A 25,324-nucleotide genomic window follows, 5' to 3' on the forward strand; every position below is an offset into this window, starting at 1 on the left:
GGAGCACCCATGTCACCGTTAAAGCCACTGAACATCCTGCTGGTGGAGGACAACGACGAGCATGCCTTTATTATTTCGCGCTATCTTCGCCGCGTGAAGGATGTTCCCGAGATCACCCTGGATCGGGCTGCCATGCTGAAGACAGCCCTGCAGCAGATTGATGGCAAAATATATGATCTGGTATTGCTGGATCTGCGCCTGCCGGACAGCGATCTTGATGAAACCCTGCCACGCATGCAGTCCATCCTGCCCGACGCCCCCATTATCATTCTTTCAGCCCTGGAGGACCGCGAGTTCGCCTTAAGGAAAGTCCACGAAGGGGCGCAGGACTATCTGTGCAAGTCCGAACTGTCCTCTGAAAATCTGGTCCGGGGAATTTATGCCGCCATCGAAAGAAAGTCTGCCGAAGTTCTGATGCGAAAGCAGTTTGAACAGATGCAGACGCTTTTTGACTTCTCCAATTTCGTCATGACCGAAGCCTATCCCGAGCAGATGATCGAGCATCTGCGACAAAGCGCTTTAAAGTGCCTGAAACTTTCCGCAGTGGAGCTGCTCCGCCGGGATTCTGTGAAAGTATCTGATGAATTCGCCCGCTCAGGTCTGTGGAACCTGCGCTCGCCGAAACTGCTGCTGGACGGCGACTTGGCGATGAAGCTTACCTCTTTTCGCGATCTGCGCGAAGAAGGCTTTAACACCTGCCTGATTGTGCCGGTAAAGGGGCTGGAAAAAAACCAGCTGTTTGGACTTTTACTATTGATGAACAAGGCCCTCCGTCACTTCTCTGCAGAAGAAGTCCGATTTGTTCAGTCTTTGGTGAACACCCTTTCTATCGCCATGAGCCGCAATGCCCTTCACAAAGAACTTGAAGAGCGCATCCAGCAACTTCACACTGCCCATCGCAAGAAAAACGACTTCCTGGCGACCTTGTCCCATGAACTGCGTACGCCATTGAACATCATCAAAGGAGGCCTGGATCTTCTAAAGGGCTCTGACCCCAAGTCCCGCGAATATCATGATGCTCTGGATGCCATTGAACGCAATTTGAACCATGAAATTCAACTGGTGTCCGACACCCTGGAGATCTCCCGCATCACAACGGGAAAAACCAAACTGAATCTTAAAAAGGTCGTCGTGCAGGAGCTGATTCAGTCGGTGATGGAGTCCCTGGAAAGTGCCGCACACGCCAAGAATATCTCCGCCCAGTTGACCTGCAGTGAAGCCGCCACCCAGGCCGTGGTGGATCCCGACCGCTTCCGTCAGATACTTTGGAATCTTCTGTCAAACTCCATCAAATTCACGCCTCCGGGCGGCCGCCTTCACGTCACTTGCGAAACGCACGAGTCTCAGTTCAGCGTTTCAGTTCAGGATACGGGCCAGGGCATTGAAAGCGAAAATCTTCCCTATGTCTTTGAGAAGTTCTGGCAAGAGGATTCCGGCATGAACCGCAAGCGCATGGGTTTGGGCCTGGGACTTTCCATCGCCAAACACATGACCGAACTTCACGGAGGCAGTATCGAGGTCCAAAGCCCCGGCAAAGATCAAGGCACCACCTTCAGGATTCAGCTGCCGCTGGTGTCGGTTGAAACCAGTCAGGGGCCCGCCATGACCTTAACCGGACAAACTGAACATCTTCAGTTTGTGGAAAACGAACCCAAAGGTTCTTTGTCCGGTTTGCATATATTCTTAGTGGATGATTCCGAAGACACCCTCGTGCTGATCAAACGCCTGCTGCAGAGGGAAGGGGCCTTGGTGACTGACACATCCCAGCCCAAAAAGGCGTTGGCCCTTTTGAAAGAGGGTCACTTTGATATTCTGATCTCAGACATCGGTATGCCCGAGATGGACGGCTATGAACTGATCCGCTCTTTGCGAGACTGGGAAGGCCCCCGAAACCGTCATCTGCCGGCAATGGCCCTTTCAGCCTATACCAGCACCGAAGATATCAGAAAAGCGCTGGAATCCGGATTCCAGCAACATCTGAGCAAACCCAGTCCAATTAAAAACATCGTCAAAGAGGTGCTGCGCCTGACGGGGAAGGCCCCGTCACGGCCTCAGCCTCTTTTGAACAACGGATGATACAACTTCCAGTAAGCGGTCGCTGCCAGCACATGCAGAGCAATCATCACCACCGGCATGATCACATTTTCCAGACCCGGGGTCATAAAGGAATGGAACAGGAAGATCTGCAAGGTGATCGGCGCCAAAATCACCAACGCCAGAGGCACCGCAAAACCGCTAAGCAACAAAGCCCCACAGATGACTTCCGTGCCTTTAAGCACCGGGAAGAAATAAGGCGCAGCCATCATTCCACCCATAAAAGCCATGGCCCCCTCGGGCATTGTTGGTGGGGCCGGGATGAACTGCAAAAAGCCATTCAAACCAAAAACAAAGTAAATCAAACCCAGTAAATAACGGGAACCTGTTGCCAATTTAGATCGCATAACTCTCTCCTTATTTCTGCTCAAGCTGTGTTTTCAAATTTATCAGGCTCTGATCCATATCCCGGATGATGTGGTCTTCGCCGCCAAAAATCTTATTAAACAGGAAACTCATCACGTTCATCGGGATGGCCAGTTCATCATGCATGCCCATTGTCACCCTGGTCTGAGCAGGATCCACAGATTCCGTGATCACATAGGAATCAAAGCTGGCTTCCATCGGGATCTTAAATCGGATCTCGGTGTCCACACGATTGTTGTCGACAAGATTTTTGATTTCCTGCTCGCCAACGCCCACTTCTTTGAGGCTGCTTTCCCAAGTCACAATAAACCCCACGGTCCCGTCTTCACCCTTGTAGTCCATTTTGACTTTGGGATCTTTCAAGAACCAGGAATTCCAAAGACTCTGGTGCTTCAACTGCTTCACATAAGCATAAACATCGGCCTGGGGTCTGTCGATGATGATGTCACGACGGACCTTAAAGTCCTTCGGTGCGATAAGCCCCAATACCAGAATCAAGGCGACCAGAGAACCAACTATAATTCCAAATGTTTTCATAGACCTTCCTGAGCTCTACTTGTCCACGATCGTTTTGAATCCACCGTAGGCCATGCGCTTCATATTGAATGGCATCTTGTCCGGACTCATTTCTTTCATTTTCGGATCGTTCATCATCGCTTTGTTGGCGCGATCCCGGGCAGCACGGGATTTGTAAGTGATCCAGGAAAACACAATCACTTCATCGGATTTCGCCTTGGTCAGCTTTGGAAACGGCAGCGCCCAATCGATATTCATGTCATCCCCGACACATTCCTTGTATTCCAGGGCTCCGTGCTTCAAAAATATTTTTGAGGCCTGCATCGCCATCTTGCGATACTGCGCCATGTTTTTTTTGGGAACAGTCAGTACAAATCCATCAACGTATTTTGCCATGGGATTCCTCCGTTCGGTGTTTCTATGTATTCCTTCATCGTCCCTTGAGACTTATTGCCACGTTATTAACAATATATGGAACAAGGCCTCTTCTGGAAGGAGAAATGCATGGTAAATCAAATCTACGTGAATCTTCCTGTCAAGAATCTGAAAAGATCCATGGAGTTCTTCAGCAAGCTGGGTTTTGAATACAACATGAAATTCACCAACGACAGCGCCGCCTGCATGGTGATGGGCAAAGATATCTTTGCCATGCTTCTGGATGAAAACTTCTTCCAGACTTTCACCGACAAAACCATCATCGATGCCCGCAAGAACATTGAGGTCATCACCTGTTTTTCAGTTGATTCAAAAGAGCAGGTCGAAACGCTGATCGACAAAGCCAAAAAGGCCGGAGGCCTGTCCCCACGCCCGCCCACGGACTATGGTTTTATGTACAGCCGCAGTTTTGAGGATCTGGACGGACATGTCTGGGAAGTTGTCAGCTATTCTGGTGAAGAGCAGCCCAAATAGGAGGACCCATGAGCAACGATTTGAAAGTCGTACCCGCGGGCGATCGCAATATTGTTGTCACCCGCACCTTCAAAGCTCCCAAAGAAAAAATCTTTGATGCCTATACCAAGCCAGAGCATTTAAAGCGCTGGCTGTTAGGCCCCCAGGGCTGGACACTGCCCGTCTGCACACTGGATCCAAAACCGGGTGGTGAATATCACTACCTGTGGCGCCACGAAGATGGGCGCGAAATGGGCATGCACGGAGTGGTGAAAGAGATCCATCGCCCCGATCATCTTTTAACCACCGAACTTTTTGATGAGCCCTGGTATCCGGGCGAGGGATTGAATGATCTGTCGCTGACCGAAGACGGCAAAACCACCCTGCACACGTTGGTGATGCGCTATGAATCCAAAGCCGCGCGTGACATGGTCTTACAGTCCGGGATGCAAAGAGGACTTAGTGAGAGCTACGACCGCTTAGAGGATCTTCTGCGGATAATGTAAAAGATATTCAGAATGCCGAGCACAACTCGGCTTTCATCACTTCACTTGCGCAAAGACATTGGCAGGCGTAGCTTCGGGAATATGAAAACGGACACTGCTCACCCGACTTTAACTCGCGGGTTGGTCCTGCTTCTGATGGCTGCCGTCGGAATCATCGTTGCCAACTTATATTATGCTCAACCTATCACCGCCATGATCAGTCAGGCATTGGGACTGGATCCCAGCGCTGCAGGTCTTGTCGTGACACTGACTCAGATCGGATATGGACTGGGAGTTTTGCTGATTGTTCCTTTGGGTGACATCATCGAAAATCGCCGTCTGGTTCTGACCATGATTGGTATCGCGGTCCTGGGTGTCCTGGGCCTGGCCTTTGCCTCCCAATTGACACCGTACTTTATCGCCGCCTTCGCCACCGGCCTGGGCGCTTCGACCGTGCAAATTCTTGTGCCCTACACGGCGCACTTTGCTCCGGAAGTAAAACGAGGCCAGGTCGTGGGCAGCCTGATGAGCGGATTGATGATCGGGATTATGCTGTCCCGTCCGGTCTCAAGCCTGTTGACGGATCTGTTTTCGTGGCATGCCGTGTTTGTTCTTTCGGCTGTGCTGATGGCGGTTCTTGCGGTGGTCCTTTATAAAGTCATGCCGGAACGTCATCCGGAAAACAAGAATCGGCACTATTTTGATTTACTGAAATCCATGGGCCGTCTGTTTATTGAAACACCGGTGGTGCGTCGTCGGGGCGCTTATCAGGCCTTCATGTTCGGGGCGTTCTGTCTGTTCTGGACGGCAAGTCCGTTGTTGCTGGCAGGTCCGAAATTCAACCTGTCACAATCCGCGATCGCCATCTTTGCCCTGGTCGGAGTTTCTGGCGCTGTGATTGCGCCGATTGCCGGGAAAGCCGCTGACAAAGGTCACAGCCGTATTGCGACGATGATGGCCATGATCATCTCGGCCTTTTCATTTTTGCTAAGTCATTTCTTTGAAGGCGGCTCCACAGCCGCTTTGGCGGCGCTGGTGATTTCAGCCATCTTGCTGGATGCAGGCATCACCGCGAATCTGGTGATGGGTCAACGTGCGATCTTTTCGCTGAAGGCGGAATACCGCAGTCGATTGAATGGACTCTTTATTGCGACGATCTTTGTGGGAGGAGCGATCGGTTCAACTTTGGGTGCGTGGGCTTACGCCCGTGGCGGCTGGGAGCTGACATCATGGGTGGGGTTTCTGATGCCAGCCCTCGCCTTTGCTTATTTCCTGACGGAAAAGAAGTCCTAGTCGAACAACTCTTCCAGGAATGTTTTTTTACGTTTGTACGGTTTCTGGTAAGGATAAGGATGCTGCTGCTGCTGATAATGAGGGGGCTGTTGAGTTTGAACAACCTCTTCGCGTTTCGGAGCAGCTTCATATTCTGCGGATCTTTCAATGATCTTATCCAGCTCGCCCCGATCCAGCCAGATGCCACGGCATTCAGGGCAATAGTCAATTTCGATACCTTTGCGTTCTGAGATCACCAGATTTGGTTCTTTGCAGTTTGGACATTTCATATTTTCTGCCTCCTGATAGATCCAATTTAGCTCAAGGAAGTTCATTTTAAAAATCGATAAACTTAATGAAGATGTTTGTTTAAAACAAACCTCTTCCGGGGAATCACAATGTCATTGCCCGAAATCCCCCCTGAAAGCTTGAACTTCAGCCTGGACTCGTTAAACATAGAAGAACAAACCGAGGTGCCCTTATGAATGTCAAAGACAGCGAGTTCAAAGCCCTGCTGGAAAAGTACAAAAAATTCTCCGTCTATGGTCTTAGTCCCGATGCCACCAAACCCAGTCACTATGTTCCCGCGTATATGCGTGACCACGGATGGGACATGGTGGGCCTCTATCCAAAAACACATGAATCCGGTGGATTCAAAATTTATAACACTCTGGCAGAAGTGCCTGCGGAATACCGAAAATTTGTGGATGTGTTTCGCAGTTCGGACCGTATAGATGAAGTCGTGGATGAGGCCTTGGCTGCCGGCGGAGTGGAAGTGTTGTGGCTGCAACTGGGAATTACCAACCCCGAGGCCGAAGCCCGCGCTGAAAAGGCCGGCATCAAAGTCGTCTCCAATCGCTGCCTGATCATCGAACACAAAAAGAATTTTTAGAATCAGCCCGCCTGTTTCATCGGGGCTGGCTGGCGAAGATGACTCTTCAGATCTTTCTTTAAAGCGATAAAGAGTCTTTCTTCCAGATTATCCACAAGAGAATGAAGCTTCTTATCGTGCATTCCAAACCGCTTGCGTGCCGGATCGATCATCACACTGACGAACAAACTGCACACGGTCAGCAGAGCCCCGACCGCCAAGGTTGCCATCACGATCTGCGTATTTGTCGGGGCTGGAGGAAACACCCCGTAAAAGACCGAACCCACCTTTTCACCCAGGAAAAAGTTCGAAGACGCCTTTTCCCGGGCCATCTTGCGGGCAAATCGGCTGCCCAACCCCATGACTCCCAGGGATTTGTCCCCGAAATAGATCCAACCGGCTGCCAAGGTCAATAGCGAGCTGCACACATCACTGATCATGGCCTGACTGGATGTGTACTTTTCAATCTCCTTAAGTACCTCTGTTCGGATTTTGCGCTGATCCAACTCAATAGCACCCGAGACCACCATTGGCCCCAGAACAGGGTCTTTCCGAATGTAGTCCATCAGGACATCTTCACTAACCAGCTCTGTGGCGATCAGCTTTTCGATGTCTTTCTGATAACCCGTTTTAAAACTTGCCGGAAGAACGTCCATGAGCGGATTCAAAACGGGCCAACCGATTTTGTCAGACGTTTCCACGGCCTTCTTGATCATCAAATAGGGTATCGACCAAAGGGCATTGACCGGACTCAGGATTAAATCCAGGGGCAGGTGTCTTTTCTGTATCTGAATGGTTTCCGAGACCGAGAAATGCCTTTCAATGAAAGGGGAAATGGTCTGCTTTCGGTCCGCGGTGAATTTTTCAATGCAGTCGTCAATAGCACACAGAACTGGTGCCGCTCTTTGATCCATGAGGAATCTCCTGCATCCATTCTGACAAATATTCCGCAGGAAGGGGATTAAATCTCCGGGTGTAAGCGGGCCCTTGCTTGATTCTCACTATAGAACAAACGAACTTACCGGCAAAGATCAGAATTGTGTCGAGCTTTCAGTCAGACGCTCTTAAAACAAGTACTGAAGTGAAAACCCCGAGGACATATAGTATTGCAGATTGCGGTTGGAGTTATTGAAGTTCGCAATCACCCCGTTATCAAAAATTCGGAGTCTGTAAGCCAGTCCGATCCGACTGGGCATAAAGGTGTAGGTCGTTCCGAACTCAAGGCCATAACGAAGGGCCGTCCAGTCATAGTACTCTGGATAAGGATACTTATCCGGGGATTTCATAAAGTACCTGTCGTTATCCAACGAATAGGCCATGAAGAAACCAAACTGCAAGGGCCGCCACATATCATCACCGACCGGACTGTTCCAGCGGGAATAGCGATAGACGAAGTTGGTCTGATAGAAAGTTTTGCTGTCGACCGGATAAGCTCCAAGGGAAAAATCCACCGCGTGTTCCGGTTGCCATTCGTAGCTAACCCCGGCCGCCACGGTTCCCATAAATCCGGCTCGTTCGACGACCGCACGCCAGTCCGCGGCCTGAGTAGATGCCGCCATCATCAGAATAAAGGTGAAGAGACCTATTTGATGTTTTCGCACGTGGTCGCTCCTGTATCCATACGCTTCACACAGAACTGCCCGCCTTGGACGGTGATCGTGAGCCAATGAGTTCCATCCTCCCCCGCGACCCGTCCACATTGCATCATGATCGTGTCGTTATCCTTGGACAAGTCATACACGTGATTGTGGCCATTGAAGATCACCTTCACCCGTGGGTGTTCGATCACATAGCCAAGAATCGTCGCATCGTCATTGAAGTAGCGCTCGTTATCACGCAGCTGTACATGGGAAAAAATCATGACGTTTTTACCGGTTTCATCCACGCGGTCTTTCAGCCACTGGGGATCAAATTCGGTGGGATTTTCCAGGTTGTTGGAATTGAAGAAAATAAAACGATAACTTGCCGACTCGAAATAGAAATTCGACTTCCCAAAAGCCTTGCGATAAAGCTGCGGACCGGCCCCGATAGAATCATGATTGCCAACCGCATTGATATTGATTTGATCCAGCCGACCGATGGCTTCGATGAACTCATCGTATTCAAGATTGTAGGATGAATTGGTGAAATCCCCCAGCCCGGCCACAAAATCAAGATCGGTGGCCTGATTCATTTGATAGGCCATCTTGTCGGTGGCCTTGTAATTCTGATGAGGATCTGAAAACACCCCGATACGGATGACCCCGTCAGCCTCGATATCGCCAAGGCGGTTGATGGCAAGCTCATTTAAGTTGCGCTCTGGCCGCAGCAAATTGTCCGAAAACGGTGAATCCACGAAGGGGGCGCACGAACTGGTCAAAGCAAAAACGGAAAGATAAAGAACCCACTTCGTCATAGTCTGAACTCCACGCCCAGACGGCCATAAAAGTCATTCTTGATCGTCGTCACTTTGGAGTTCGGCACGTAAATACGTTCGGACTCGTACAAACGGCGATCCACGGCGGCCCCCAGCGCAAAGGACACGCCCGTTTCTGGAGTGACGAACTTCTTCAGTGCCCCTTCGGCGAAGATCTCCTGATAATACAATCGATCCGCATCATCCTTGCGGGTGTCAAACATGTAAGAGCGCACTGTCAATGCGGTCTTCGCCTGGAAGACAAAGCCGTGATCCATCACTTTGCTGGTTCCCAAACGGACACCAAACGGAGTCAGGCTGAAGTTAGTCACCCATTCTTCAGCAGCCCCCCATTCCAGCATCAGGAAGGGCAGACCTACGCTGAAGCGAAAACCAGGCCAGATATCCTGAACCACACCGATAAACGGATAGGGCATTCCATTGTAGATCCCGCGATTGTCTGACTGGTTCACCGCAAAGATCCAATGAAAGTCACGGCCCGTGACCATGCGGTAGGATATGGTCCCATCGAAGTAGTCATTGCGTGGCGCCCCCCAAGGCACATCACTGGCGGTGGCGTAAGAGGCAAAAACACTCATCATGCTGCCACTGGCAAAGACCTTGCGCACCCCCAACCCCAGCCCCTGATTCTGCAGGGCGGTTCCGACGAAGACATGCTGCTCCCCCAGATGAAACTGGGCCCTGCCCAACTGAAGACTTTCATCAAAGATGCGCGCAGACGCGCTCCAGGTTTCACTCTTGTACAGTGGAACCAGAACATCGGTGCTCATGATCCGGACCGGAGAATCCTTATACGTATAAGGCGAGGTCCAAAGATCCGAACGGAAATCAAAGAGCAATCGCAGATTGTCTTCTTCAATCTTTGGAATGGTTCCCAAAGGCCCGCCCCAACATGGTTGCAGCGCCAGCATAAAAATAGAAAAGGTTATAAGAATTTTAAGCACATCTCAGTTTTAGAATTGCTGCAAACTTCAGTCAATGGATAGAACAGGTTAAAGCACTGCTCTCTGACAGCCTGTCAGGCGACGAAGCTGCGCCAGCTGGTAAGCCCCGAAGACTCCGTTGAACAGACAGCGAATCAGAGGATCTTCAACCACATCGACTTCGGACACGGCAAAACTTAGTTCGGCTACAAAATCAAAATCATTAATCCGCATGTACATGGAGGTTAACGTCTCCCCCGCCTGCAAGGCCGCATGCAGCTTGTACAGGGGCACCTCCGTGGTCCACGCGATATCGTCAACGGCCACAGTCAGTTTTTGAATAGCCGCCCCTTGCACCTGATAAAAGAACCTTTGCTCTTGGCCTTCATGATCAAAAACGGAAAGCCGCCACACACGGGGACTTTCAAAATAAACATCTTCAGGCGCCGGCATAGATCGGTATTTTTCTAAAAGCCCCGCCTGACAGTATTCAAACACGCTGCGGGATTGCTCCAGAGTCAGAGCCGGAAAGTGTTTAGCCACCTCCGAGGTTTTAGGCGGAACCAAATCAGGCTGATAGTCATAGTCGACATCCTGCGGTCCCACAGGAATCACCCAGGGTAAGGGCTCCGCGAATTTAATATCACCGTGATCCAGGACAATGCTGCAGGACGGATTCAAGCGCACCACCCGTGTTTGCGGTAACAGTGCTTTGATCTGATTTGTAAAGCCCGCATAGGACACCGGGAAAAAGGCGTGGTTGTACCAAGACCAGCTTTCCATCGAAAACTGGCAGGAACTTGGAATTACATAGCGCGGATTCAGGGCCTTCAACTGCTCGGCCCATTCTTCCGGGATCAAACCATCGGAAGGGACGGCACTTCTGGGCGCGATCACTTCAATTTCCCGCATTGTCTGGAACGGCCACAGCACCAGGTCCCACGGCGCTTGGTCACACAATAAATCCAAAGTGTCATAGTCGATCCAAGAATCGACAACGTTCAGGAGGTTGAACCCCTTGGCCTTGATCTGAAACAGCGAATCCACATCCGCATCCAGAGCCCGGCGCGTGGTGATTTCAAATTCACCCACTTTAACGGGCGTATTCAGCGCCAAAGAATTCACATTGGTGAATCCCAGCTGACGAATCCAATCAAAGATCTCGTCAAAAACACAGTACATATAAATCGGCGTACTTCGATCCAGCAGGTTCAAGCTGTCCAAGGAACAATGATCGTCATGGTAGTGGGAAATAAAGACGGCGGAAAATTTCTGATCGCGGATCTGTTCTTGGTCAAATTCCACGGTGGGAAAAGCATGGCAGTTACGACTGAAGGGATTTTCAAAGATCGTATCAAAGGCCACACGAGTGCCCTCGCACTCAAAGACATAGCCAGCATGAAGGATTCGGGAAACTTTCACCATTTCAGTGTTCTATTACAGACCCCGGCCTTTGCCACGCGTTTTTGTGATAATTATAACTTATTGAAATTGCTTAATTAAATCGCAAATTTGACAGGCTCTTCCAATGGGTCTATATTTAACTAGTTAGTTAATTAACCGATAGGTGTATTATGCAAGACCCTCTTAGCCTGACCTTTGCCGCCCTTGCCGACCCGACCCGCCGGGCGATGCTGGCACAGCTTTCAAAAGGCGAAGCCAATGTGTCGGATTTGGCTAAGCCGTTTCTAAAAGAAATGAGCCTGCCTGCTGTCACCAAACATCTGAAGGTGTTGGAAAAAGCGGGTCTGATTACGAAATCCAAAGAGGCCCAGTGGCGCCCGTGCAAACTGAACGGCGATGGTTTGAAAGATGTCGCCGACTGGATGGAGCAATACCGCGTCTTTTGGGAAGAAAGTCTTGATCGCTTAGATGCTTACTTAAAAACCGTCACTGTGAAAGAGAAACCGAAAGGGAAAAAACATGGCCGCAAAAAGTAAATCCAACGAAATTAAAATTACCAGAATTTACAATGCTCCGGTGAAGGCCGTGTGGGATGCCTGGACGGACCCAGATCAAGTCGCCAAGTGGTGGGGTCCGCGAGGATTCACCATCACCACTCACAGCAAGGACCTGCGCCCCGGCGGCCACTGGGCTTACACCATGCATGGACCTGATGGAACCAACTGGGAAAACAAAACCATTTATCATGAAGTCGTAGAACGCTGCCGACTGGTGTACGATCACGGAGGCAATGATGACCGACCTCCTCTGTTCCGGGTGACGGCGACATTCCAGGACGTCAAAGGCAAAACCAAACTTGAAATGACGATGGCCCTGCCAACCCCGGAAGCCGCGCAAGAAACCAAGAAATTCATCAAGGCAGCGGGTGGCAATTCCACTTGGGATCGCCTTGCCGAATATCTTGAAAAAGAATCCACGGGCCATGAAACCTTTGTTATCAATCGTTCGTTTGAAGCCCCTGTCGATGTGGTTTTTGAAATGTGGACGAACCCGGAGCATTTTTCAAAATGGATACCGCCGACAGGATTCACCATGAAGTTCCTGCGTGCGGATATCAAACCCGGTGGCAGCACGCTTTGCATGATGACCGACGGAAAAGGTGTCGAATTTTACAGTCGCGCCAACTATCTGGAAATTCACCGCCCGGATCGCATCGTGTACACGCAACAGTTCTGCGACAAGGATGAAAAGCCCTCCCGTCACCCGCTGGCGCCAACATGGCCAGAATCCATGAAAACCACGGTCCTTCTGACCGAGGAAGCTCCGGATGAAACCCGTGTCACAATCACGTGGGAAGCTCACGGCACTTGGACGAAAGAGGAGCTGGCAACCTTTGTTGAAGGCCGCGCCGGAATGACACAAGGATGGACTGGATCCTTCGACAAACTGGAAGACTTGCTGGCGAAAAAGTAAGAATGAAAAAGGCCGTGACACCCACGGCCTTCTTTATTTCAGAAGCTGCCGAAGCTCAGACTCGCAGAGCTTTTGTAATCGCAGAAGCTCAGCATAAGGATTTCCGGACAGCCCCAGAGCCTTGGCAAAAGCTGGCTCGGTCTTATCCCCGGCTTTACGCAAAGCCAGAATCTTTTCACCCAAAGATGATCCCCCCACATGCAACAGACGCTCTTCTGCCAGGAAGTGCAGATTGCCATTTTGTTTGGCCGAATCTTTGACCTGAGCAAAAACCTCGAAGGGCACACCTTGGAAGTCAAAAGAAGCCGTCACCGAAGCAGACTGCATGTGGCTTTCGATCGTGAAGTTCTCGAAGGTGGAAAAAAGCTTTTGCAGCAAATCCTCGGCCGTCATCAGATCTGGAACGTTGATCAGAACATCCACATCCGATCCTGAAACATTCATACCCAGCGGGTAGGTTCCCACCAACAGGGGCTGATGCTCCTTCAGGGATTTAAGAACCCCTGATTTTTTCACCGCCGCATAAACGGCTTCGTTCTTTTCAAGTCGGATGACGGACTCCAAAGACAGGGGATGAAACTTGATCGCCAATTCATCCAAAGAAATCTCAAGTTCGGGATTAAAATCCTTTTTTAAACCCGATTCGCTGAAGGCAGCTTGGGGATAGCGGTCCTTGATTTCGTCAAAGCCGACATCAGCCACCACTTCAAAATGCTCAAAACCTTCGATGGTGGTTTTCCCCGGCTTCGGCGCTGGAAGTTCAACCACTTGAATGGACCAATCTCTAAAACGAATCGGCTCTGCGAATTTGTAAGTGGCAATAGGACGCCCATTCACATCGCTTTCGATCAGAAGCTCGGCAAAGTCTGCAAACTGTGCCTTAAGGGTGTGATAACTCTCCAAAGAAGAGACGCGATAACAAAGATGATCAATGAACCAGTGCTTATCCAATTGGATATTCTGAGCATCCAGCTTGTTGAATACTCTCTGCAAAAAGTCCTGAGCTGCGATGTTAAATTCGTTCATATTCATCTTAAAACGCCCTCGATAGCTGAGCCTTTTATAGTATTAAATCCCGGGCGGCGGCAACCCTCGACCGGCCTTGACCTCCATCGGCAAAACCCCCTATTGTAGGGCTTATGAAAATGATCTCTTGGAATGTTAATGGGTTGCGTTCGGTCCACCGCAAGAATTTCCGCGAATGGTTCGAAAAAGAAAAGGCCGACATCGTCTGCCTGCAGGAAATTAAGATCACCGACGAAGCCATCAAAAAGGATGAAGAATTCTATCATCCGGCGAAATACCATTCTTCGTGGGCTTTTGCCGAAAAAGCCGGTTATTCCGGCCTGGCGCTTTATTCCAAGAAAGAGCCCGACGATGTGCGCATTGGCCTGGGCATTCCGAAGTTTGATATCGAAGGCCGCTGGCTGGAAGCAGATTTTGGCCCCATCACGGTTGTGAACAGCTACTGGCCCAACAGTCAGCGTGAACACACCCGTTTGCCATTCAAGCTTGAGTTCTGTGCCGCCGCCGAAAAGCGCCTTCAGGCACTGAGAAAGAAAGGCCGCGAGGTCATCATTTGTGGCGACTTCAACATTGCCCACAAAGAAATCGATCTGCGCAATCCCAAGACCAATATGAAAAACGCCGGTTTCCTTCCCGAAGAGCGCGCGTGGATGACACGATTCCTGGACAAACTTGAATGGGTCGACAGTTTCAGAAAGTTTGAACAGGGACCTGAACACTATACCTGGTGGAGCTACCGTCCCGGAGTTCGCGAAAAGAACATCGGATGGCGCTTGGACTATTTTCTGGTGAACAAAGAAGCGTCGGATCGCCTCAAAGCGGCGTCCCACTGCCCGGATGTGATGGGTTCTGATCACTGCCCGGTGCGCCTGACCTTAAAGAAATAAAAAAAAGCGGCTTTGTTACAAGCCGCTTTTTCTTTTTAAAGACTCTTCATCACTTTCACAAGCTGATCAGCACAGATGCCCCAGCCGTCATGGAAGCCCATGGCTTCATGTTTCTTAAGGTCCTCTTCACTGCGATGGCGAGCCACGGCCGTGTACTTGGTTTTCCCCTGATGCTCTTCCAGCAGAATGAAAGCAGTCATCGGGAAGCCTGCGCCAGACTCTACGGCCGGAACCGGACGGAATCCCGGAGCCAAAACATCAGTCCAGACAAGCTTTTTGTTTTTTTCAACTTCCAGGAAGCAGCCGACATTCGGGTACTTGTCACCTTCCGGAGATTGCATCACCGTACGGAACATCCCACCTGGTTTCAGATCCACTTCGGCTTCAATGGTTTTCCAAGGTTCCGGGCAGAACCACTTGGTCAGAATCTCTGGAGTCGTCCAGCCCTTCCATACCTGTTCAGGGGTCAAATCAAGAACTCTCTCAAGCACTAGATCAAGCTTTGGATCAATATTCATAACGGCCTCCTATTTCGGCATCTTGCTCATGTTCATAAATAAAATATTCCAGCGGTGGCCATCGGGATCGGCAAAACCACATCCGTACATCCAAGCGTCTTTGTCTCCGGGATCACCAAAGGATCTGGCCCCGGCTTTTTCGGCGCGACTGGCCCAATCGTCCACCTCTTCCACCGAGTCCGCACCCAATGAAAACAGCACTTCTCCGGATTCATGGCTTTCTGTCACGGCTGCGCCACCGATAAATTCTTTAAACATCACATCAGGGAAGATGTTCAGTACAACCTTCTTGCTTCCCAGGAACATTCCCACCATGTGGGGTGCCGCGTGGGCGGTATTCATCTCAAAACCCAGCTCAGTATAAAACTTGCGGGTCTTTTCAATGTCCTTGGAAGGAAGATTGATCCAAAATTCGCCTTTCATCCGCTGCTCCTTATTTTACTTCCACGATGGATTTAAGATTTTCAAAACCCTTGCGGAATTGATCCGTGATCATTTTTTCGCAATCGATAAAGAATGTAACAAGTTTTCCAACATAGCCACCGTCACCGGACATGGACCAGCTGAAACGAGTCCCTTGTCCTTCGGGTGTCAGGCGATATTCCACAATATTGTCAGCGGCCAAAGGTTCAGTCATCACCAGACGAAGCTGCACAAGTTCATTGGGAACAATCTTAAGAATTTCAATCGAGCCGGCACCCGCGTCTTTATTGCCGGCAAAGATCATTTTGCTGCCCACCTGATTGGGTTCGCCGATAAATTCTTTTTTCATATTTGGATCCACTTTTTCAAACGGAGACCACTCCCCACCCCGCTTCAGATCACTAATATAGGGGAAGATCTTTTCCGGGGGAGCCGCAATCACTTCGCTGACTTCATAACGGAACTCACCCTTGCGAGTGGCAATAAAGGCCAGGAACAATACCACGACAATCAGAATGCCAATGACTACTTTGATCAACACAACGACCTCCTATGTGAGAAACATTAACATACTATTTAGTATGTTGTAAAGATCGGTCTTTTTTGCTAGACTCTTTATATGGAAAAAGGAAAAAAAGCGGCAAAAGCCACTCCTAAAAAGACCCGAAACCTGGAAAAGTCCCGCAAAGAGATTTTGGATGCGGCTTTTTGGGAGGTCTTTACCCGCGGATTTCAAGGGGTTAGCATCGATGACATTGTCAAAAAGACGTCGATGACCAAAGGGGCCTTTTACCATCAATTCCCGACAAAGCTGGATCTGGGCTATGCCCTGGTGGATGAAGTCATCAAACCCATGACCTATGCCCGCTGGATTGATCCGCTGAAAACCTATGAAAACCCCCTTGAAGGGATTTTACTGCAGCTTAAAAACCTGATCGGCAAAGCGGACCCGCAAGAACTTCGCTATGGTTGTCCTTTGAACAATCTGGTGCAGGAAATGGCTCCAGTGGATGCTGGCTTTAAAGAGCGTCTGCAAGATGCCCTGAACTATTGGATCGATGGGATGGATCAGGAGTTAAAACGCGCGAAGAAAGCCGGCTATCTGCGTGAGGATATCAACACCCGCCAGGTGGCGCATTTCGTGGTGATGGCCCATGAGGGTTTTTACGGGATGTTAAAAGGCCTGGAAGATCCCAAGGCCTTTAATGCCCTTTACGATTCCTTGAAAAGATATTTTGAAATTCTAAAAGCTTAATCCGGGCGATAGTTGCTGATATTTTCAAAGAGCTTCGACATCTTATAGTAAAGCTCCGTGATGTTTTTCTCTGGATCTTTTCCCGCCAACATGGCCGCTTCTTCGATCTTTTCAATACAGCGCAGATCCTGACAAAGGAAGTACGAGTTACTTACATTGGCACTCATCGCCACTGACAGCAGGCCGATTTCTTCGGAGGACCCATAAGCATGGCACCAATTGCAAAGCCCGCCTGTCGGCTCGCCACTGGAGGCGGTTCTCTTAAAAGCCACACCTTTGGGAAGATCCCAGTTGGGCATTTTCATCACCAGATAAGTGTAAACGCCAGATGGCTCTTTCCAGGTGAAGTAGGATCGGATGTTCATTGGAAACTTCAGATTCCCGGGCACAACCAGCTTCTTCTGATCACGCAAGCGAAATGCCTGAACCAGTTCATCTTCAGAACTGATCGAAAAAGAATGTTCGGACTGAAAGTTATTGCTGTGAGACTTAATCATGACTCCCCTTCAGTTTTCCGTCAGCAGAATACATCTTTTCCATGGCGCCCAGCACCTGCTGACTGGCTTCATCCGGACGACCTGCCAGTCCTTTCAGAACCCCTGCACGGTCTTCGGGCCTGCGATTCTGACTGAGCTTCTTTTTATAACTGATATCAGTGATTTGTATCTTGAATCCAACGATGTGTCTTTCTAGGCTTTCACCCTGAAGGTCCTCGGGGATTGAAAACTGCCAACCACTGGGCCAATGGCGCTCGGACTGCGCGGAAAGATCTTTTAAACATTCGATCAGATCTTCACCGTATAGAAGTTCCACTTTGCCTTTTACATGAACCACAGAATAGTTCCAGGTCGGCACATCATCCTTCGCATACCAAACCGGAGTGATATAAGTGTGTGGCCCGTGAAAGATCGCGGTGACATCACAGTCAGTAAACTGCCTCCACTGAGGATTGGCCTTGGCCATATGGCCGATCAGCTCAATCCGGCCGTCGACTTTCTTTGGCGTCAAGGGAAGATGGGAAACAAAGGGCGCTCCATCAGCAACCGAAATGACGGTCGCAAACGGAAAATAGTCCATCAGCTCATAGGCTTCAATAAGATCAGCGGATTTGTACTTCTGTGGATTGTACAATTGCATCCTCAGGGCTACGACCAGAACTCTGCCGGTGGCGGAGTTCCGTGTTTGAACAGGTTATACCAGTGTTGACGCTTTTCTTCGGTGTAAACATCCAAAGCGCGCAAAAGCTCCAGAGTGAAATCCACCGGACCGGCACCAGAAGCCGTGATCAGATTTCCATCCGTGACGGCAAGCTGGTTCTGATAATTGGCGTCTTCAGTATAGGTTGGCACGAAGGCCTTTAGCATGTTCAGATCATTGCTGGTGTGTTTGCGGTCTTTCAGTAAACCTTCTTGCGCCAGCGCAAAGGTCGCCCCACAGATCGCCGCCAACACAGAGTTTTGCTTCAAAACCTGTGCTGCCAGTGCGCGCACGTCTTTATTGCGATCCATATTCGGCCAGTTTTCCCCGCCGATCAGAATCAAAGCTGACACCTGATCTGCGGTATAGTCTGAGACAGCCGCCTGAGGCTGCACTTTCAGGCTTCCGATGGAGGTGATGGTGTTCTTCGTTTCGGACACAACGGTAAAAGGAATCTTGTTCTGGGAAAGTTCGCTCATCAGGTAAGCGCCTTCCCAGTCCGCGTATTCATCCGGCAGATAGATCAAAATGTTTTTGTCGTTAGCAGCCATGGAAGCCTCCTTGCGGGAATTATAGAACCTTCACCGAAACTTTGCCTATGGAAATAATTTTTCCCGTCTGATCCAGAATAGGGAAAACAGTGGAAAGATACTTTTCTTCGGCGCCCTTGCTGGCAAAAACTTCATCAAAAGTCACCGGGATCCTGGATCTTAAAACTTCCTGCTCTTTTTCAGGCGGCGCAGAGTGAAGAGGTGAAGTCAAAAGTCTTACGTTCTTCCCCAGCAGGGATTCCCTTGTAAAACCAACCAATCCTGCAAAAGCGTCGTTGCAGTTGGTGATGACTCCTTCAGTGTCTTTCACAATCAGCAAAAAAGGAGCCGAGTCCAGGATCTGCTGCATGCGGGTTCTGAAATTGCGTTCATCCGTCACATCGCGAGCCGAGGCAAAGCGAACACCCAGCTCATCATCAGCAACGGCGCTCCAGCTAAGAGTGCGGTAAGAACCCTGCGCTGTCTGATACCGGTTCACAAAGTCAACTGAACGCAGCCCCAGACTGAGGGCCTTGATGTTTTCACGGGTGGAGGCGCGGTCCTCGGGATGGATAAAGTCAAAAAACGGGGTGCTAAGCAGGACTTCTTCACTGTAGCCCAGGGTGTTCACCAGGGACTTGCTGACCTTCTTAAGACGTCCGTCTTTTCCCGCAACGGCCATCAGGTCATTGGAAATGGAGAAGAACCGATCCAGAGTGATCTGGGAGTCCTCGGTTTCAGACAGGCGTTGGGCCATTTTATCGTAATCACGACGGGCTTTCTCCAACTCCAAGCTGGAGGAATGGCACGTGGCAATCCCGAAGCAAGCCAATGCGGGAATCAAAATAATAAATGCAATAATCTGAGCTGTAGAAATAGCCGGAAGGATGATAGCCGCCGCCACAAAAAGAGCTGACAGCAGCAAAATGGCAATAAGGGAAATCAGAGTGATCTTGTTCTGGACCTGCCAGGAACTAAAGTACTCAACTGTTTTTTTCTTGTCGTTCAGCGCCAAAACCACGTCCCTCTAGCAGTGCATGGGATCATATCCAACCGGATTGGATCATTCAAGTAATCTCCGAACGGGGCCAATTTTAGTGTTCGCCGTCCGCCGCACGCATTTTTCTTAAAACCATCATAATGGTCTCGCCGTCCACCCCGGCGCGTCTCATCAGGGCTCGGGCCCGGTCAAAGTCGTCGGAATCCAGGGCCTCAAAGAACTCGTCAATCTTATTGATCTCTGCAATTTTCTCAAGAACCAAGGTCCCCTCAAAATCACTTTCATCCATATAGACCCCCTGCAAAAATAGTTTAGTCACGGCGCTCTCAGCTGTAAATAAGCTTGTGTCCAGAGAAACTTAAGAAGTGAGATTTTCAGCCTAATCCTGTAAGGTGGGCCCATGTACAGGTTACGTGACTATCAACAGCAGGCGGTTACAAATACGATCCGGTATTTCCAGAAGAAACGGGAACCGGCTGTCATTGTGCTGCCAACAGGTGCGGGAAAAAGTTTGGTTATCGCCGAATTGGCCCGCATCGCCCGTGGCCGCATCCTGGTACTGGCACACGTCAAAGAACTGGTTGAACAAAACCATGACAAGTACAGAAGCTATGGCCTGGAAGCCGGCATCTTTTCTGCCAGCCTGGGAAAGAAAGACCACGATCAGAAGGCCATCTTTGGAAGCGTACAGTCCGTGGCCCGCGCCCCGGATGAATTCTTCAACAACTTCTCTTTACTGATCATCGATGAATGCCATCGTGTCGCCGAAGAGGGCGCAACACAATATCAAGAAGTCGTTAAAAAGCTGCAGGATCGCAACCCCACTTTGTGTGTCTTGGGCCTGACGGCCACGCCTTACCGCATGGGCTTAGGCTGGATTTATGAATACAATCAAGGTGGCGAGCTTAAAACCGAACAAAGCCGATTCTTCAAGCAGTGCGTGTACGAACTGCCACTGTCCTACATGATCCGCCACGGCTATCTGACCATCCCGGTAAAGGTGGATATTCCCGTCACATGTTACGACTTTTCAGACCTGCTGGGAAAAGACCGCGCCTTCACCACCGCCGAGGTTGAAGAAGTTCTTAAGAATCAAAAGCGCCTGACCCCTTTGATTATCAATAACATCATCGACATCACGGAAAAGTACGACCGTCAGGGTGTGATGATTTTTGCCAGCACCATTAAACATGCTGAAGAAATCATGACCTATCTGCCCACGGATCAGGCCCGCGTCGTCTTTGGTGACACGGATATCAAGGAGCGTGCGCAGATCATCCACGACTTTAAACAGAAGAAATTCAAGTACCTGGTGAACGTGTCCGTCCTGACCACCGGATTTGATGCGCCTCACGTCGATGTTATTGCGATCTTGCGCCCCACGGAATCCAACAGCTTGTATCAGCAGATTGTGGGTCGCGGACTTCGTTTATCTGAAGACAAAAAAGACTGTTACGTGCTGGATTACACCGGGGTCGGTCACGACATCTATGCCCCGGAGATCAGCGACAAGCGCCCGGCCAAGGACACCGTCCCGGTCAAAGTGGCCTGCCCCAAGTGTGCCTTTGAAAATGATTTCTGGGGTTATGCCGATGATGACGGCGTGGTCTTTGAACATTTCGGCAGAAAATGCAAAGGGGCCTCTCAAGACCCGAACACATTGGAAATCAAGCCCTGCGGATTCCGATTCAGATTTAAACTTTGCCACAACTGTTCCTGTGAAAACGACATCACGGCCAAGGCTTGTGAAAAGTGCGATGCCGTCTTAATTGATGCCGAAGCCAAACTGAAACAGGCGAAGCTTTCCAAAAACGCCCACGTGATGACTCCGGACCGGATTTCATTTGAAGAGCGTAAGGACAAGAACTCAAATCCTTACCTTGAAATCCGTTATTACGATCTGGAATCCAATTACCTCAGCGAAGTCCACTTCTTCAACAACACAACAGCTGTGAAGAAGTTCAATATCAACTTCTTAAGGTCCCACCTCAGACTGCCGGAACTGGCCGTGGATCTGACAAGTCCTCAGGAAGTCATCCGATTCCAGAAGCTTTTCCGCTCCCCGATCTTTGTCATCGCCAGAAAACAGGACAAGTTCTGGCGCGTGACTGAAAAAGTCTTTGCTGAAGAGCTGGCACCTTAAAGAATAGATAGCGCAGAGTGGATTCTCGGGGTTAAATCAAGACATGAAAAAACTTGGTCTTGCTGAGCTATTGGCTCCCGTCACGCTTCCTGAATTCTTTAACTCCCACTGGCCCGTGGAACCTTTGTTTATTCCGGCGACCCCGGGGAAACTGCAGGACATATTTGCCTTAGAGCAAATGCAAGATCTTAAAAATCTGATCTCTGCCCGCCAGCGCAAGGTTCGTGCCTGTCTGCCTGATTTTGACGACGAATACAGCTCGATCCATCTTGAACCTGGTGATGCACTTAAAGCCTATCGCAACAACATGACCCTGGTTTTTGATTCCATGCAAAGTCAGGATTCAACAATTGCCGACATGCTGGGGAACGTCCGCGCGGACTTGGGGTTGGTAACTGGTGGAGCTGAAAACGATCTGTGCAAAGCGCGCTCGATTGCCTATGCCACACCGGCTGGTTGCGGCACCCGTCTGCACTTTGATGCCAATGCAAACTTCATCATTCAGATCAAAGGCACCAAGACATGGAGACTTGCACCGAATGAGTCCGTGGAGTTCCCTACGGAACGCTTTACCACTGGCTCGGAAGAAATGCCGGCAGCTCTGGAAAAACAATGTCATGCTCACCTGATCGATGCTCTTGATGAAGACAGCATGAAAGTCGTGATGAAGCCGGGCTGTGTTTTGTTTGTTCCCCGCGGTTATTGGCATGAAACAACCACGGAGGAAGAATCCCTTTCACTGAACTTTACATTCAGCCAACCGACGTGGGCGGATGTGTTCACCAAGTCATTGCAAGAGGTCCTTTTAAGGTCACCGGAATGGCGTGAACTGGCCGACGGCCTTGAAGGCACTGATCAAGAACGAAAAGAAGCCGCGATCGCACGTTTTGAATTCTTGCTAAAAAGCCTGGCCACAGAGCTGCCAGAGATTTCCGGCCGACTGCTGCTTCAGGAAGGTGGCTTGATCTAACGAAGCCACTTGTCTCCGAATTTTGCCATGGAATCAAAAACCGCAGAAAGGCCTTTGCCTTTTTCAGTCAAAGAGTATTCCACCCGTGGCGGGACTTCGGCGTAGACTTTTCTTGAAACCAACCCCTGATCTTCAAGCTCCGTCAGGCGCTCGGTCAGGGTTTTGGGGCTGATGGAACCCAACGACCGACGAAGCTCATTGAATCGGACGACTTTATTAGCCAGTAAGTCTCTAAAGATGAGAATCGTCCACTTTCCGTCCAGAATCATCGCCGTCTTATAAACCGGGCAGGCTTCCAATGATTTACTTTTTGCCATTAGTTCACTCCAGGAAACTAGTTTCCAAAATACCCCTACTTTACTAAAGATACCACCTGCCTCAGAATACCATAAGGAGCGATTCTATGAATTCAAAACTATCCGAAATTCAAGTTAGGCCCTATTCCCAGTTGCCGGAAATGAACCTGGGCTGGCTGTCTTTGAAAGATCACTTTATCGCCACTGTCGGCCCGTATTCCGGTCGTGGCGAACAACTGAAAAATCTGCTGGTTTTGGCGGATGCGAAAATCCAACCCAAATCCCGCTTTCCCGATCATCCCCACAATGACATGGAAATCCTGACCTGGGTGGTTCATGGCAAGCTTCAACATTTGGATGACAAAGGAACGAATCAGGAAGTTCCGGCAGAGCATCTGCAACTGATGAGTGCGCGAGACGGGATCTTTCATGCGGAAGGGAATCTTAGCGACCAACCTTTGCGTCTGCTGCAGATCTGGATCCATCCGAATGCTAAATCAGGAACTCCCGTGGTGCAGCAAGCAGGCCTTACCCAAAAAGGCTTCAACCTGTTGGCGGGACCTAGTGCTGCTCCACTGAATATCCGACAGGATGTGTGGTTGTACGCTGCAAAGATTGAAGGGGAAGAACAGGTCTTTGAAATTCCTGAAGACAAGTTTGCCTATGCGGTTTCCATTGGAAATCTTAGCTGGAACGGCAGCGAGCTCCAAGATGGTGACGGCCTTCTTGCCCAAAGCGGAAAGCTAACCATCAAAGGCAAAGGACAAGCCATCGTCATTTTGCAGAACAGACAATGAAGATGCAGTGTCAGCTGACGACGGTATTTGGACTTAAAAAAGCTATTTCTGCTTTTTCTTCCATTCATCCGTCGGCAGACCTTCAAAACCCCAATCCTCGTCCGCAATTTCCTGGATAACGATATGAGTGTGTTCTGGCTTCTTACCCAGTACTTTTACAAGAGACTGAGTAATATCAGCGATAATTTGCGCTTTCTGCTCTTTTGTTGCGCCCTTTGTAATCTGAACGTTAACGTAAGGCATAGATCCCCCGTGGCCGATATCTGAATTTTTGTATCTAGAAAACTCTATTGCGCTTTGCTCAAAAACACCAGTTCAAATCTTGACGCTCCAGTTGCCAGGTCGTGTGATTTTGCTATGAAGAAAATGGATCTTCGCAAAGCATTCACTCTTATCGAGCCCGGCCCGGTGACGCTCGTGACCACAAGTGCCGGAGGCACCAATAATGTCATGACCATTTCATGGACGATGGCGGTAGATTTCACACCTAAACTTGCTATCACCACAGGTCCGTGGAACTTTTCCTATAAAGCGCTCACAAAGAGCCGCGAGTGTGTCATTGCCATACCGACTGTTGATTTGCTGGATAAAGTGGTTGGCGTGGGCACTTGTTCTGGAAAAGACACTGACAAGTTTGATACATTTCGACTCACGCCCATCAAAGGAAAGTATGTTGAAGCTCCCCTGATCAAAGAATGTGTTGCCAACATTGAATGCAAAGTCGTCGACATCATCAAGAAGCACGACATCGTCGTGCTTGAGGGAGTTGCCGCTTACTTCGACACCTCCCGAAAGGAAAAGCGCACCCTGCATGCCGTGGGTGACGGCACCTTTGTCGTCGATGGCAGGACACTTGATCGAAAGAAACAGATGCGCTCAAAGCTTCTTGGCATTTTCTGAAAATGACCATCGAGGCCTTAGAAAAAGGCTCACTTCTTTCTTACGAATTTAAGCCTACGGAAAAGAAGCATGCGATTGTTCGCTGGCATTTCGAAATCTTTCACGAACTCAAAACCATTCTTAAACATCGCCGCCAGCACATCTTCAAAATTGCGGATGCCACTTTGCGGATCTCGTTCACGCAGGGACTTGTCGAACTCTTCATTGCTAGGGGTCGTGAACTTGCCGTTATAGTTGAACGGCCCGTAGATCAAAACCTTCCCGCCTTCTTCCAAGCGGCCTGCGATCAATTTGATAAAAGTCTTACACTCTTTCCAGGACATGATGTGGAATGTATTGATCGTCAGAATCACGTCGAAAGTGCGAATCGGGAAATCATCCTCCCCGACAACCATACGGAAGGGGGTTTTGATATTCGGAATCCCGCTTTGTTGGATGCGCTCACGAAGCATCGGCAGGTTCTCTGCCACTTCGGTCGGAGTCCACTCCATCCTTGGGAAGAAGGGCGCCAGGTAAACAGCGTGTTGTCCCGTACCGGCACCAACCTCGAGCAGGTTGCGGTCTTCGGGACGAATCACTTTCTTAAGAACTTCCAGAATGGGTTCTTTATTACGATCGGCAGCAGCGGAGAATGGTAGTTCCATGGGATTTCCTTAGAAGAGATAAAGGATTAT

General features: G+C 49.8%; 34 protein-coding genes. 13 read left to right on the plus strand and 21 right to left on the minus strand.

All coding sequences use genetic code 11. From position 1 onward, the window contains the following. The first annotated feature begins 9 nt into the window (after positions 1 to 9). Positions 10 to 2,076: a hybrid sensor histidine kinase/response regulator gene (locus tag BD_RS16700; protein WP_011165968.1), complete on the plus strand. Its 2,067-nt coding sequence runs from the start codon at positions 10 to 12 to the stop codon at positions 2,074 to 2,076. Here BD_RS16700 and BD_RS16705 read toward each other — a convergent pair. From BD_RS16705 to BD_RS16715, 3 genes are read right to left on the minus strand one after another with little or no spacing between them, the layout of a single operon-like run. Beyond that, positions 2,052 to 2,441 carry a DoxX family membrane protein gene (locus BD_RS16705; protein WP_011165969.1) on the minus strand — a complete coding sequence of 130 codons (390 nt, stop codon included), beginning with the start codon at positions 2,439 to 2,441 and terminating at the stop codon, positions 2,052 to 2,054. The two genes, BD_RS16700 and BD_RS16705, sit on opposite strands and share 25 nt — an antisense overlap. A 10-nt stretch (positions 2,442 to 2,451) precedes the next feature. Continuing rightward, positions 2,452 to 2,997, minus strand: a complete 546-nt coding sequence (locus BD_RS16710) for an SRPBCC family protein (protein ID WP_011165970.1) — start codon at positions 2,995 to 2,997, stop codon at positions 2,452 to 2,454. A gap of 15 nt (positions 2,998 to 3,012) precedes the next feature. After that, entirely contained in the window at positions 3,013 to 3,372 is a 360-nt protein-coding gene (locus tag BD_RS16715; protein WP_011165971.1) for a DUF1428 domain-containing protein, read from the minus strand. Positions 3,373 to 3,480: 108 nt separating this feature from the next. Between BD_RS16715 and BD_RS16720 the strand changes: the two genes are divergently transcribed. The 3 genes from BD_RS16720 (at position 3,481) to BD_RS16730 (ending at position 5,642) form a co-directional block, all read left to right on the plus strand. Then, on the plus strand, positions 3,481 to 3,885 hold the full coding sequence (locus BD_RS16720) for a VOC family protein (protein ID WP_011165972.1): 405 nt from the start codon (positions 3,481 to 3,483) through the stop codon (positions 3,883 to 3,885). Positions 3,886 to 3,893: 8 nt separating this feature from the next. Then, complete coding sequence (locus tag BD_RS16725; RefSeq protein ID WP_011165973.1) at positions 3,894 to 4,370, plus strand: SRPBCC family protein; 477 nt, start codon at positions 3,894 to 3,896, stop codon at positions 4,368 to 4,370. 81 nt (positions 4,371 to 4,451) lie between these two features. Continuing rightward, positions 4,452 to 5,642 (plus strand): MFS transporter, encoded by a 1,191-nt coding sequence (locus tag BD_RS16730; protein WP_041583648.1) that lies wholly within the window; start codon positions 4,452 to 4,454, stop codon positions 5,640 to 5,642. On the opposite strand, the gene BD_RS16735 is transcribed toward BD_RS16730, so the two are convergent. Next, positions 5,639 to 5,911, minus strand: coding sequence for a TFIIB-type zinc ribbon-containing protein (locus BD_RS16735; RefSeq protein ID WP_041583649.1), 273 nt, complete (start codon positions 5,909 to 5,911; stop codon positions 5,639 to 5,641). The genes BD_RS16730 and BD_RS16735 overlap by 4 nt on opposite strands. 191 nt (positions 5,912 to 6,102) lie before the next feature. Here BD_RS16735 and BD_RS16740 point away from each other — a divergent pair, with 191 nt between their 5' ends. Next, positions 6,103 to 6,513 carry a CoA-binding protein gene (locus BD_RS16740; protein ID WP_011165976.1) on the plus strand — a complete coding sequence of 137 codons (411 nt, stop codon included), beginning with the start codon at positions 6,103 to 6,105 and terminating at the stop codon, positions 6,511 to 6,513. 2 nt (positions 6,514 to 6,515) lie between these two features. Here BD_RS16740 and BD_RS16745 read toward each other — a convergent pair whose 3' ends face one another. From BD_RS16745 to BD_RS16765, 5 genes are all read right to left on the minus strand, one after another. Beyond that, positions 6,516 to 7,406, minus strand: a complete 891-nt coding sequence (locus BD_RS16745) for a DUF6635 family protein (protein ID WP_011165977.1) — start codon at positions 7,404 to 7,406, stop codon at positions 6,516 to 6,518. A 150-nt stretch (positions 7,407 to 7,556) separates the two neighbouring features. Next, complete coding sequence (locus tag BD_RS16750) at positions 7,557 to 8,054, minus strand: hypothetical protein (protein ID WP_011165978.1); 498 nt, start codon at positions 8,052 to 8,054, stop codon at positions 7,557 to 7,559. 20 nt (positions 8,055 to 8,074) lie between these two features. Then, positions 8,075 to 8,887: a metallophosphoesterase family protein gene (locus BD_RS16755; RefSeq protein ID WP_080559013.1), complete on the minus strand. Its 813-nt coding sequence runs from the start codon at positions 8,885 to 8,887 to the stop codon at positions 8,075 to 8,077. Continuing rightward, positions 8,884 to 9,819: a hypothetical protein gene (locus tag BD_RS16760; protein WP_038450202.1), complete on the minus strand. Its 936-nt coding sequence runs from the start codon at positions 9,817 to 9,819 to the stop codon at positions 8,884 to 8,886. The genes BD_RS16755 and BD_RS16760 overlap by 4 nt, the downstream gene beginning before the upstream one ends. A gap of 81 nt (positions 9,820 to 9,900) precedes the next feature. Continuing rightward, positions 9,901 to 11,256: an MBL fold metallo-hydrolase gene (locus tag BD_RS16765; protein ID WP_011165981.1), complete on the minus strand. Its 1,356-nt coding sequence runs from the start codon at positions 11,254 to 11,256 to the stop codon at positions 9,901 to 9,903. A 149-nt stretch (positions 11,257 to 11,405) separates the two neighbouring features. Between BD_RS16765 and BD_RS16770 the strand changes: the two genes are divergently transcribed. Further along, entirely contained in the window at positions 11,406 to 11,771 is a 366-nt protein-coding gene (locus BD_RS16770; RefSeq protein WP_011165982.1) for an ArsR/SmtB family transcription factor, read from the plus strand. Then, positions 11,755 to 12,708, plus strand: a complete 954-nt coding sequence (locus tag BD_RS16775; RefSeq protein ID WP_011165983.1) for an SRPBCC family protein — start codon at positions 11,755 to 11,757, stop codon at positions 12,706 to 12,708. Before BD_RS16770 ends, BD_RS16775 begins: the two co-directional genes overlap by 17 nt. 33 nt (positions 12,709 to 12,741) lie before the next feature. Here BD_RS16775 and BD_RS16780 read toward each other — a convergent pair whose 3' ends face one another. Beyond that, positions 12,742 to 13,740, minus strand: a complete 999-nt coding sequence (locus BD_RS16780) for a VOC family protein (RefSeq protein ID WP_011165984.1) — start codon at positions 13,738 to 13,740, stop codon at positions 12,742 to 12,744. 107 nt (positions 13,741 to 13,847) lie between these two features. Between BD_RS16780 and BD_RS16785 the strand changes: the two genes are divergently transcribed. Then, positions 13,848 to 14,621, plus strand: coding sequence for an exodeoxyribonuclease III (locus BD_RS16785; protein WP_011165985.1), 774 nt, complete (start codon positions 13,848 to 13,850; stop codon positions 14,619 to 14,621). A gap of 35 nt (positions 14,622 to 14,656) precedes the next feature. Here BD_RS16785 and BD_RS16790 read toward each other — a convergent pair whose 3' ends face one another. Genes BD_RS16790 through BD_RS16800 form a run of 3 tightly spaced genes read right to left on the minus strand, consistent with a single transcriptional unit; the run spans position 14,657 to position 16,103 of the window. Next, a complete protein-coding gene (locus BD_RS16790) occupies positions 14,657 to 15,139 on the minus strand; it encodes an SRPBCC family protein (RefSeq protein ID WP_011165986.1) in 483 nt (160 codons plus the stop codon). A gap of 9 nt (positions 15,140 to 15,148) precedes the next feature. Beyond that, the gene (locus BD_RS16795; protein ID WP_011165987.1) at positions 15,149 to 15,562 is read right to left on the minus strand and encodes a VOC family protein; all 414 of its coding nucleotides are present in this window, start codon (positions 15,560 to 15,562) and stop codon (positions 15,149 to 15,151) included. A gap of 10 nt (positions 15,563 to 15,572) precedes the next feature. Further along, entirely contained in the window at positions 15,573 to 16,103 is a 531-nt protein-coding gene (locus BD_RS16800; protein ID WP_011165988.1) for an SRPBCC family protein, read from the minus strand. A 78-nt stretch (positions 16,104 to 16,181) separates the two neighbouring features. On the opposite strand from BD_RS16800, the gene BD_RS16805 reads away from it, so the two are divergent. Next, on the plus strand, positions 16,182 to 16,817 hold the full coding sequence (locus tag BD_RS16805) for a TetR/AcrR family transcriptional regulator (protein ID WP_011165989.1): 636 nt from the start codon (positions 16,182 to 16,184) through the stop codon (positions 16,815 to 16,817). On the opposite strand, the gene BD_RS16810 is transcribed toward BD_RS16805, so the two are convergent. From BD_RS16810 to BD_RS16830, 5 genes are all read right to left on the minus strand, one after another. Continuing rightward, entirely contained in the window at positions 16,814 to 17,314 is a 501-nt protein-coding gene (locus BD_RS16810) for an FBP domain-containing protein (RefSeq protein WP_011165990.1), read from the minus strand. The two genes, BD_RS16805 and BD_RS16810, sit on opposite strands and share 4 nt — an antisense overlap. Beyond that, complete coding sequence (locus tag BD_RS16815) at positions 17,307 to 17,954, minus strand: FMN-binding negative transcriptional regulator (protein ID WP_011165991.1); 648 nt, start codon at positions 17,952 to 17,954, stop codon at positions 17,307 to 17,309. Before BD_RS16815 ends, BD_RS16810 begins: the two co-directional genes overlap by 8 nt. A gap of 8 nt (positions 17,955 to 17,962) precedes the next feature. Further along, positions 17,963 to 18,565, minus strand: a complete 603-nt coding sequence (locus BD_RS16820; RefSeq protein WP_011165992.1) for a type 1 glutamine amidotransferase family protein — start codon at positions 18,563 to 18,565, stop codon at positions 17,963 to 17,965. Between the two features lie 19 nt (positions 18,566 to 18,584). Continuing rightward, complete coding sequence (locus BD_RS16825; RefSeq protein ID WP_011165993.1) at positions 18,585 to 19,565, minus strand: PAS domain-containing protein; 981 nt, start codon at positions 19,563 to 19,565, stop codon at positions 18,585 to 18,587. A gap of 73 nt (positions 19,566 to 19,638) precedes the next feature. Continuing rightward, positions 19,639 to 19,833 (minus strand): hypothetical protein, encoded by a 195-nt coding sequence (locus BD_RS16830; RefSeq protein ID WP_231839216.1) that lies wholly within the window; start codon positions 19,831 to 19,833, stop codon positions 19,639 to 19,641. 111 nt (positions 19,834 to 19,944) lie between these two features. Here BD_RS16830 and BD_RS16835 point away from each other — a divergent pair, with 111 nt between their 5' ends. Then, positions 19,945 to 21,687, plus strand: coding sequence for a DEAD/DEAH box helicase (locus tag BD_RS16835; protein WP_011165995.1), 1,743 nt, complete (start codon positions 19,945 to 19,947; stop codon positions 21,685 to 21,687). 43 nt (positions 21,688 to 21,730) lie between these two features. Further along, the gene (locus BD_RS16840; RefSeq protein ID WP_011165996.1) at positions 21,731 to 22,657 is read left to right on the plus strand and encodes a JmjC domain-containing protein; all 927 of its coding nucleotides are present in this window, start codon (positions 21,731 to 21,733) and stop codon (positions 22,655 to 22,657) included. Here BD_RS16840 and BD_RS16845 read toward each other — a convergent pair. Continuing rightward, positions 22,654 to 22,974 carry a winged helix-turn-helix transcriptional regulator gene (locus BD_RS16845; protein WP_011165997.1) on the minus strand — a complete coding sequence of 107 codons (321 nt, stop codon included), beginning with the start codon at positions 22,972 to 22,974 and terminating at the stop codon, positions 22,654 to 22,656. The genes BD_RS16840 and BD_RS16845 overlap by 4 nt on opposite strands. Positions 22,975 to 23,060: 86 nt before the next feature. Between BD_RS16845 and BD_RS16850 the strand changes: the two genes are divergently transcribed. Next, the gene (locus BD_RS16850; protein ID WP_011165998.1) at positions 23,061 to 23,750 is read left to right on the plus strand and encodes a pirin family protein; all 690 of its coding nucleotides are present in this window, start codon (positions 23,061 to 23,063) and stop codon (positions 23,748 to 23,750) included. Positions 23,751 to 23,792: 42 nt separating this feature from the next. Here the strand turns inward: BD_RS16850 and BD_RS16855 are convergent, their stop codons facing one another. Next, the gene (locus BD_RS16855) at positions 23,793 to 24,011 is read right to left on the minus strand and encodes a tautomerase family protein (RefSeq protein WP_269147471.1); all 219 of its coding nucleotides are present in this window, start codon (positions 24,009 to 24,011) and stop codon (positions 23,793 to 23,795) included. A 96-nt stretch (positions 24,012 to 24,107) separates the two neighbouring features. Here BD_RS16855 and BD_RS16860 point away from each other — a divergent pair, with 96 nt between their 5' ends. After that, positions 24,108 to 24,650 carry a flavin reductase family protein gene (locus BD_RS16860; protein WP_041583650.1) on the plus strand — a complete coding sequence of 181 codons (543 nt, stop codon included), beginning with the start codon at positions 24,108 to 24,110 and terminating at the stop codon, positions 24,648 to 24,650. Between the two features lie 29 nt (positions 24,651 to 24,679). Here the strand turns inward: BD_RS16860 and BD_RS16865 are convergent, their stop codons facing one another. Then, positions 24,680 to 25,294 carry a DUF938 domain-containing protein gene (locus BD_RS16865; protein WP_011166001.1) on the minus strand — a complete coding sequence of 205 codons (615 nt, stop codon included), beginning with the start codon at positions 25,292 to 25,294 and terminating at the stop codon, positions 24,680 to 24,682. Between the last annotated feature and the right edge of the window lie 30 nt (positions 25,295 to 25,324).

Source organism: Bdellovibrio bacteriovorus HD100 (assembly GCF_000196175.1).
GTDB classification, from domain to species: Bacteria; Bdellovibrionota; Bdellovibrionia; order Bdellovibrionales; family Bdellovibrionaceae; genus Bdellovibrio; species Bdellovibrio bacteriovorus.

Excerpts from the sequence above, each read along its gene's own strand:
- BD_RS16795 (WP_011165987.1), bottom strand. The coding sequence starts at position 15,562 with ATGAAAGGCGAATTTTGGATCAATCTTCCTTCCAAGGACATTGAAAAG.
- BD_RS16865 (WP_011166001.1), bottom strand. The coding sequence starts at position 25,294 with ATGGAACTACCATTCTCCGCTGCTGCCGATCGTAATAAAGAACCCATT.
- BD_RS16850 (WP_011165998.1), top strand. The coding sequence starts at position 23,061 with ATGAATTCAAAACTATCCGAAATTCAAGTTAGGCCCTATTCCCAGTTG.
- BD_RS16860 (WP_041583650.1), top strand. The coding sequence starts at position 24,108 with ATGAAGAAAATGGATCTTCGCAAAGCATTCACTCTTATCGAGCCCGGC.
- BD_RS16740 (WP_011165976.1), top strand. The coding sequence starts at position 6,103 with ATGAATGTCAAAGACAGCGAGTTCAAAGCCCTGCTGGAAAAGTACAAA.
- BD_RS16770 (WP_011165982.1), top strand. The coding sequence starts at position 11,406 with ATGCAAGACCCTCTTAGCCTGACCTTTGCCGCCCTTGCCGACCCGACC.
- BD_RS16830 (WP_231839216.1), bottom strand. The coding sequence starts at position 19,833 with ATGGATGAAAGTGATTTTGAGGGGACCTTGGTTCTTGAGAAAATTGCA.
- BD_RS16755 (WP_080559013.1), bottom strand. The coding sequence starts at position 8,887 with ATGACGAAGTGGGTTCTTTATCTTTCCGTTTTTGCTTTGACCAGTTCG.
- BD_RS16720 (WP_011165972.1), top strand. The coding sequence starts at position 3,481 with ATGGTAAATCAAATCTACGTGAATCTTCCTGTCAAGAATCTGAAAAGA.
- BD_RS16835 (WP_011165995.1), top strand. The coding sequence starts at position 19,945 with ATGTACAGGTTACGTGACTATCAACAGCAGGCGGTTACAAATACGATC.
- BD_RS16730 (WP_041583648.1), top strand. The coding sequence starts at position 4,452 with ATGAAAACGGACACTGCTCACCCGACTTTAACTCGCGGGTTGGTCCTG.
- BD_RS16785 (WP_011165985.1), top strand. The coding sequence starts at position 13,848 with ATGAAAATGATCTCTTGGAATGTTAATGGGTTGCGTTCGGTCCACCGC.
- BD_RS16845 (WP_011165997.1), bottom strand. The coding sequence starts at position 22,974 with ATGGCAAAAAGTAAATCATTGGAAGCCTGCCCGGTTTATAAGACGGCG.
- BD_RS16810 (WP_011165990.1), bottom strand. The coding sequence starts at position 17,314 with ATGATTAAGTCTCACAGCAATAACTTTCAGTCCGAACATTCTTTTTCG.
- BD_RS16805 (WP_011165989.1), top strand. The coding sequence starts at position 16,182 with ATGGAAAAAGGAAAAAAAGCGGCAAAAGCCACTCCTAAAAAGACCCGA.
- BD_RS16765 (WP_011165981.1), bottom strand. The coding sequence starts at position 11,256 with ATGGTGAAAGTTTCCCGAATCCTTCATGCTGGCTATGTCTTTGAGTGC.
- BD_RS16775 (WP_011165983.1), top strand. The coding sequence starts at position 11,755 with ATGGCCGCAAAAAGTAAATCCAACGAAATTAAAATTACCAGAATTTAC.
- BD_RS16735 (WP_041583649.1), bottom strand. The coding sequence starts at position 5,911 with ATGAAATGTCCAAACTGCAAAGAACCAAATCTGGTGATCTCAGAACGC.
- BD_RS16790 (WP_011165986.1), bottom strand. The coding sequence starts at position 15,139 with ATGAATATTGATCCAAAGCTTGATCTAGTGCTTGAGAGAGTTCTTGAT.
- BD_RS16700 (WP_011165968.1), top strand. The coding sequence starts at position 10 with ATGTCACCGTTAAAGCCACTGAACATCCTGCTGGTGGAGGACAACGAC.
- BD_RS16780 (WP_011165984.1), bottom strand. The coding sequence starts at position 13,740 with ATGAATATGAACGAATTTAACATCGCAGCTCAGGACTTTTTGCAGAGA.
- BD_RS16710 (WP_011165970.1), bottom strand. The coding sequence starts at position 2,997 with ATGAAAACATTTGGAATTATAGTTGGTTCTCTGGTCGCCTTGATTCTG.
- BD_RS16725 (WP_011165973.1), top strand. The coding sequence starts at position 3,894 with ATGAGCAACGATTTGAAAGTCGTACCCGCGGGCGATCGCAATATTGTT.
- BD_RS16745 (WP_011165977.1), bottom strand. The coding sequence starts at position 7,406 with ATGGATCAAAGAGCGGCACCAGTTCTGTGTGCTATTGACGACTGCATT.
- BD_RS16750 (WP_011165978.1), bottom strand. The coding sequence starts at position 8,054 with ATGATGGCGGCATCTACTCAGGCCGCGGACTGGCGTGCGGTCGTCGAA.
- BD_RS16840 (WP_011165996.1), top strand. The coding sequence starts at position 21,731 with ATGAAAAAACTTGGTCTTGCTGAGCTATTGGCTCCCGTCACGCTTCCT.
- BD_RS16715 (WP_011165971.1), bottom strand. The coding sequence starts at position 3,372 with ATGGCAAAATACGTTGATGGATTTGTACTGACTGTTCCCAAAAAAAAC.
- BD_RS16815 (WP_011165991.1), bottom strand. The coding sequence starts at position 17,954 with ATGCAATTGTACAATCCACAGAAGTACAAATCCGCTGATCTTATTGAA.
- BD_RS16705 (WP_011165969.1), bottom strand. The coding sequence starts at position 2,441 with ATGCGATCTAAATTGGCAACAGGTTCCCGTTATTTACTGGGTTTGATT.
- BD_RS16820 (WP_011165992.1), bottom strand. The coding sequence starts at position 18,565 with ATGGCTGCTAACGACAAAAACATTTTGATCTATCTGCCGGATGAATAC.
- BD_RS16760 (WP_038450202.1), bottom strand. The coding sequence starts at position 9,819 with ATGCTGGCGCTGCAACCATGTTGGGGCGGGCCTTTGGGAACCATTCCA.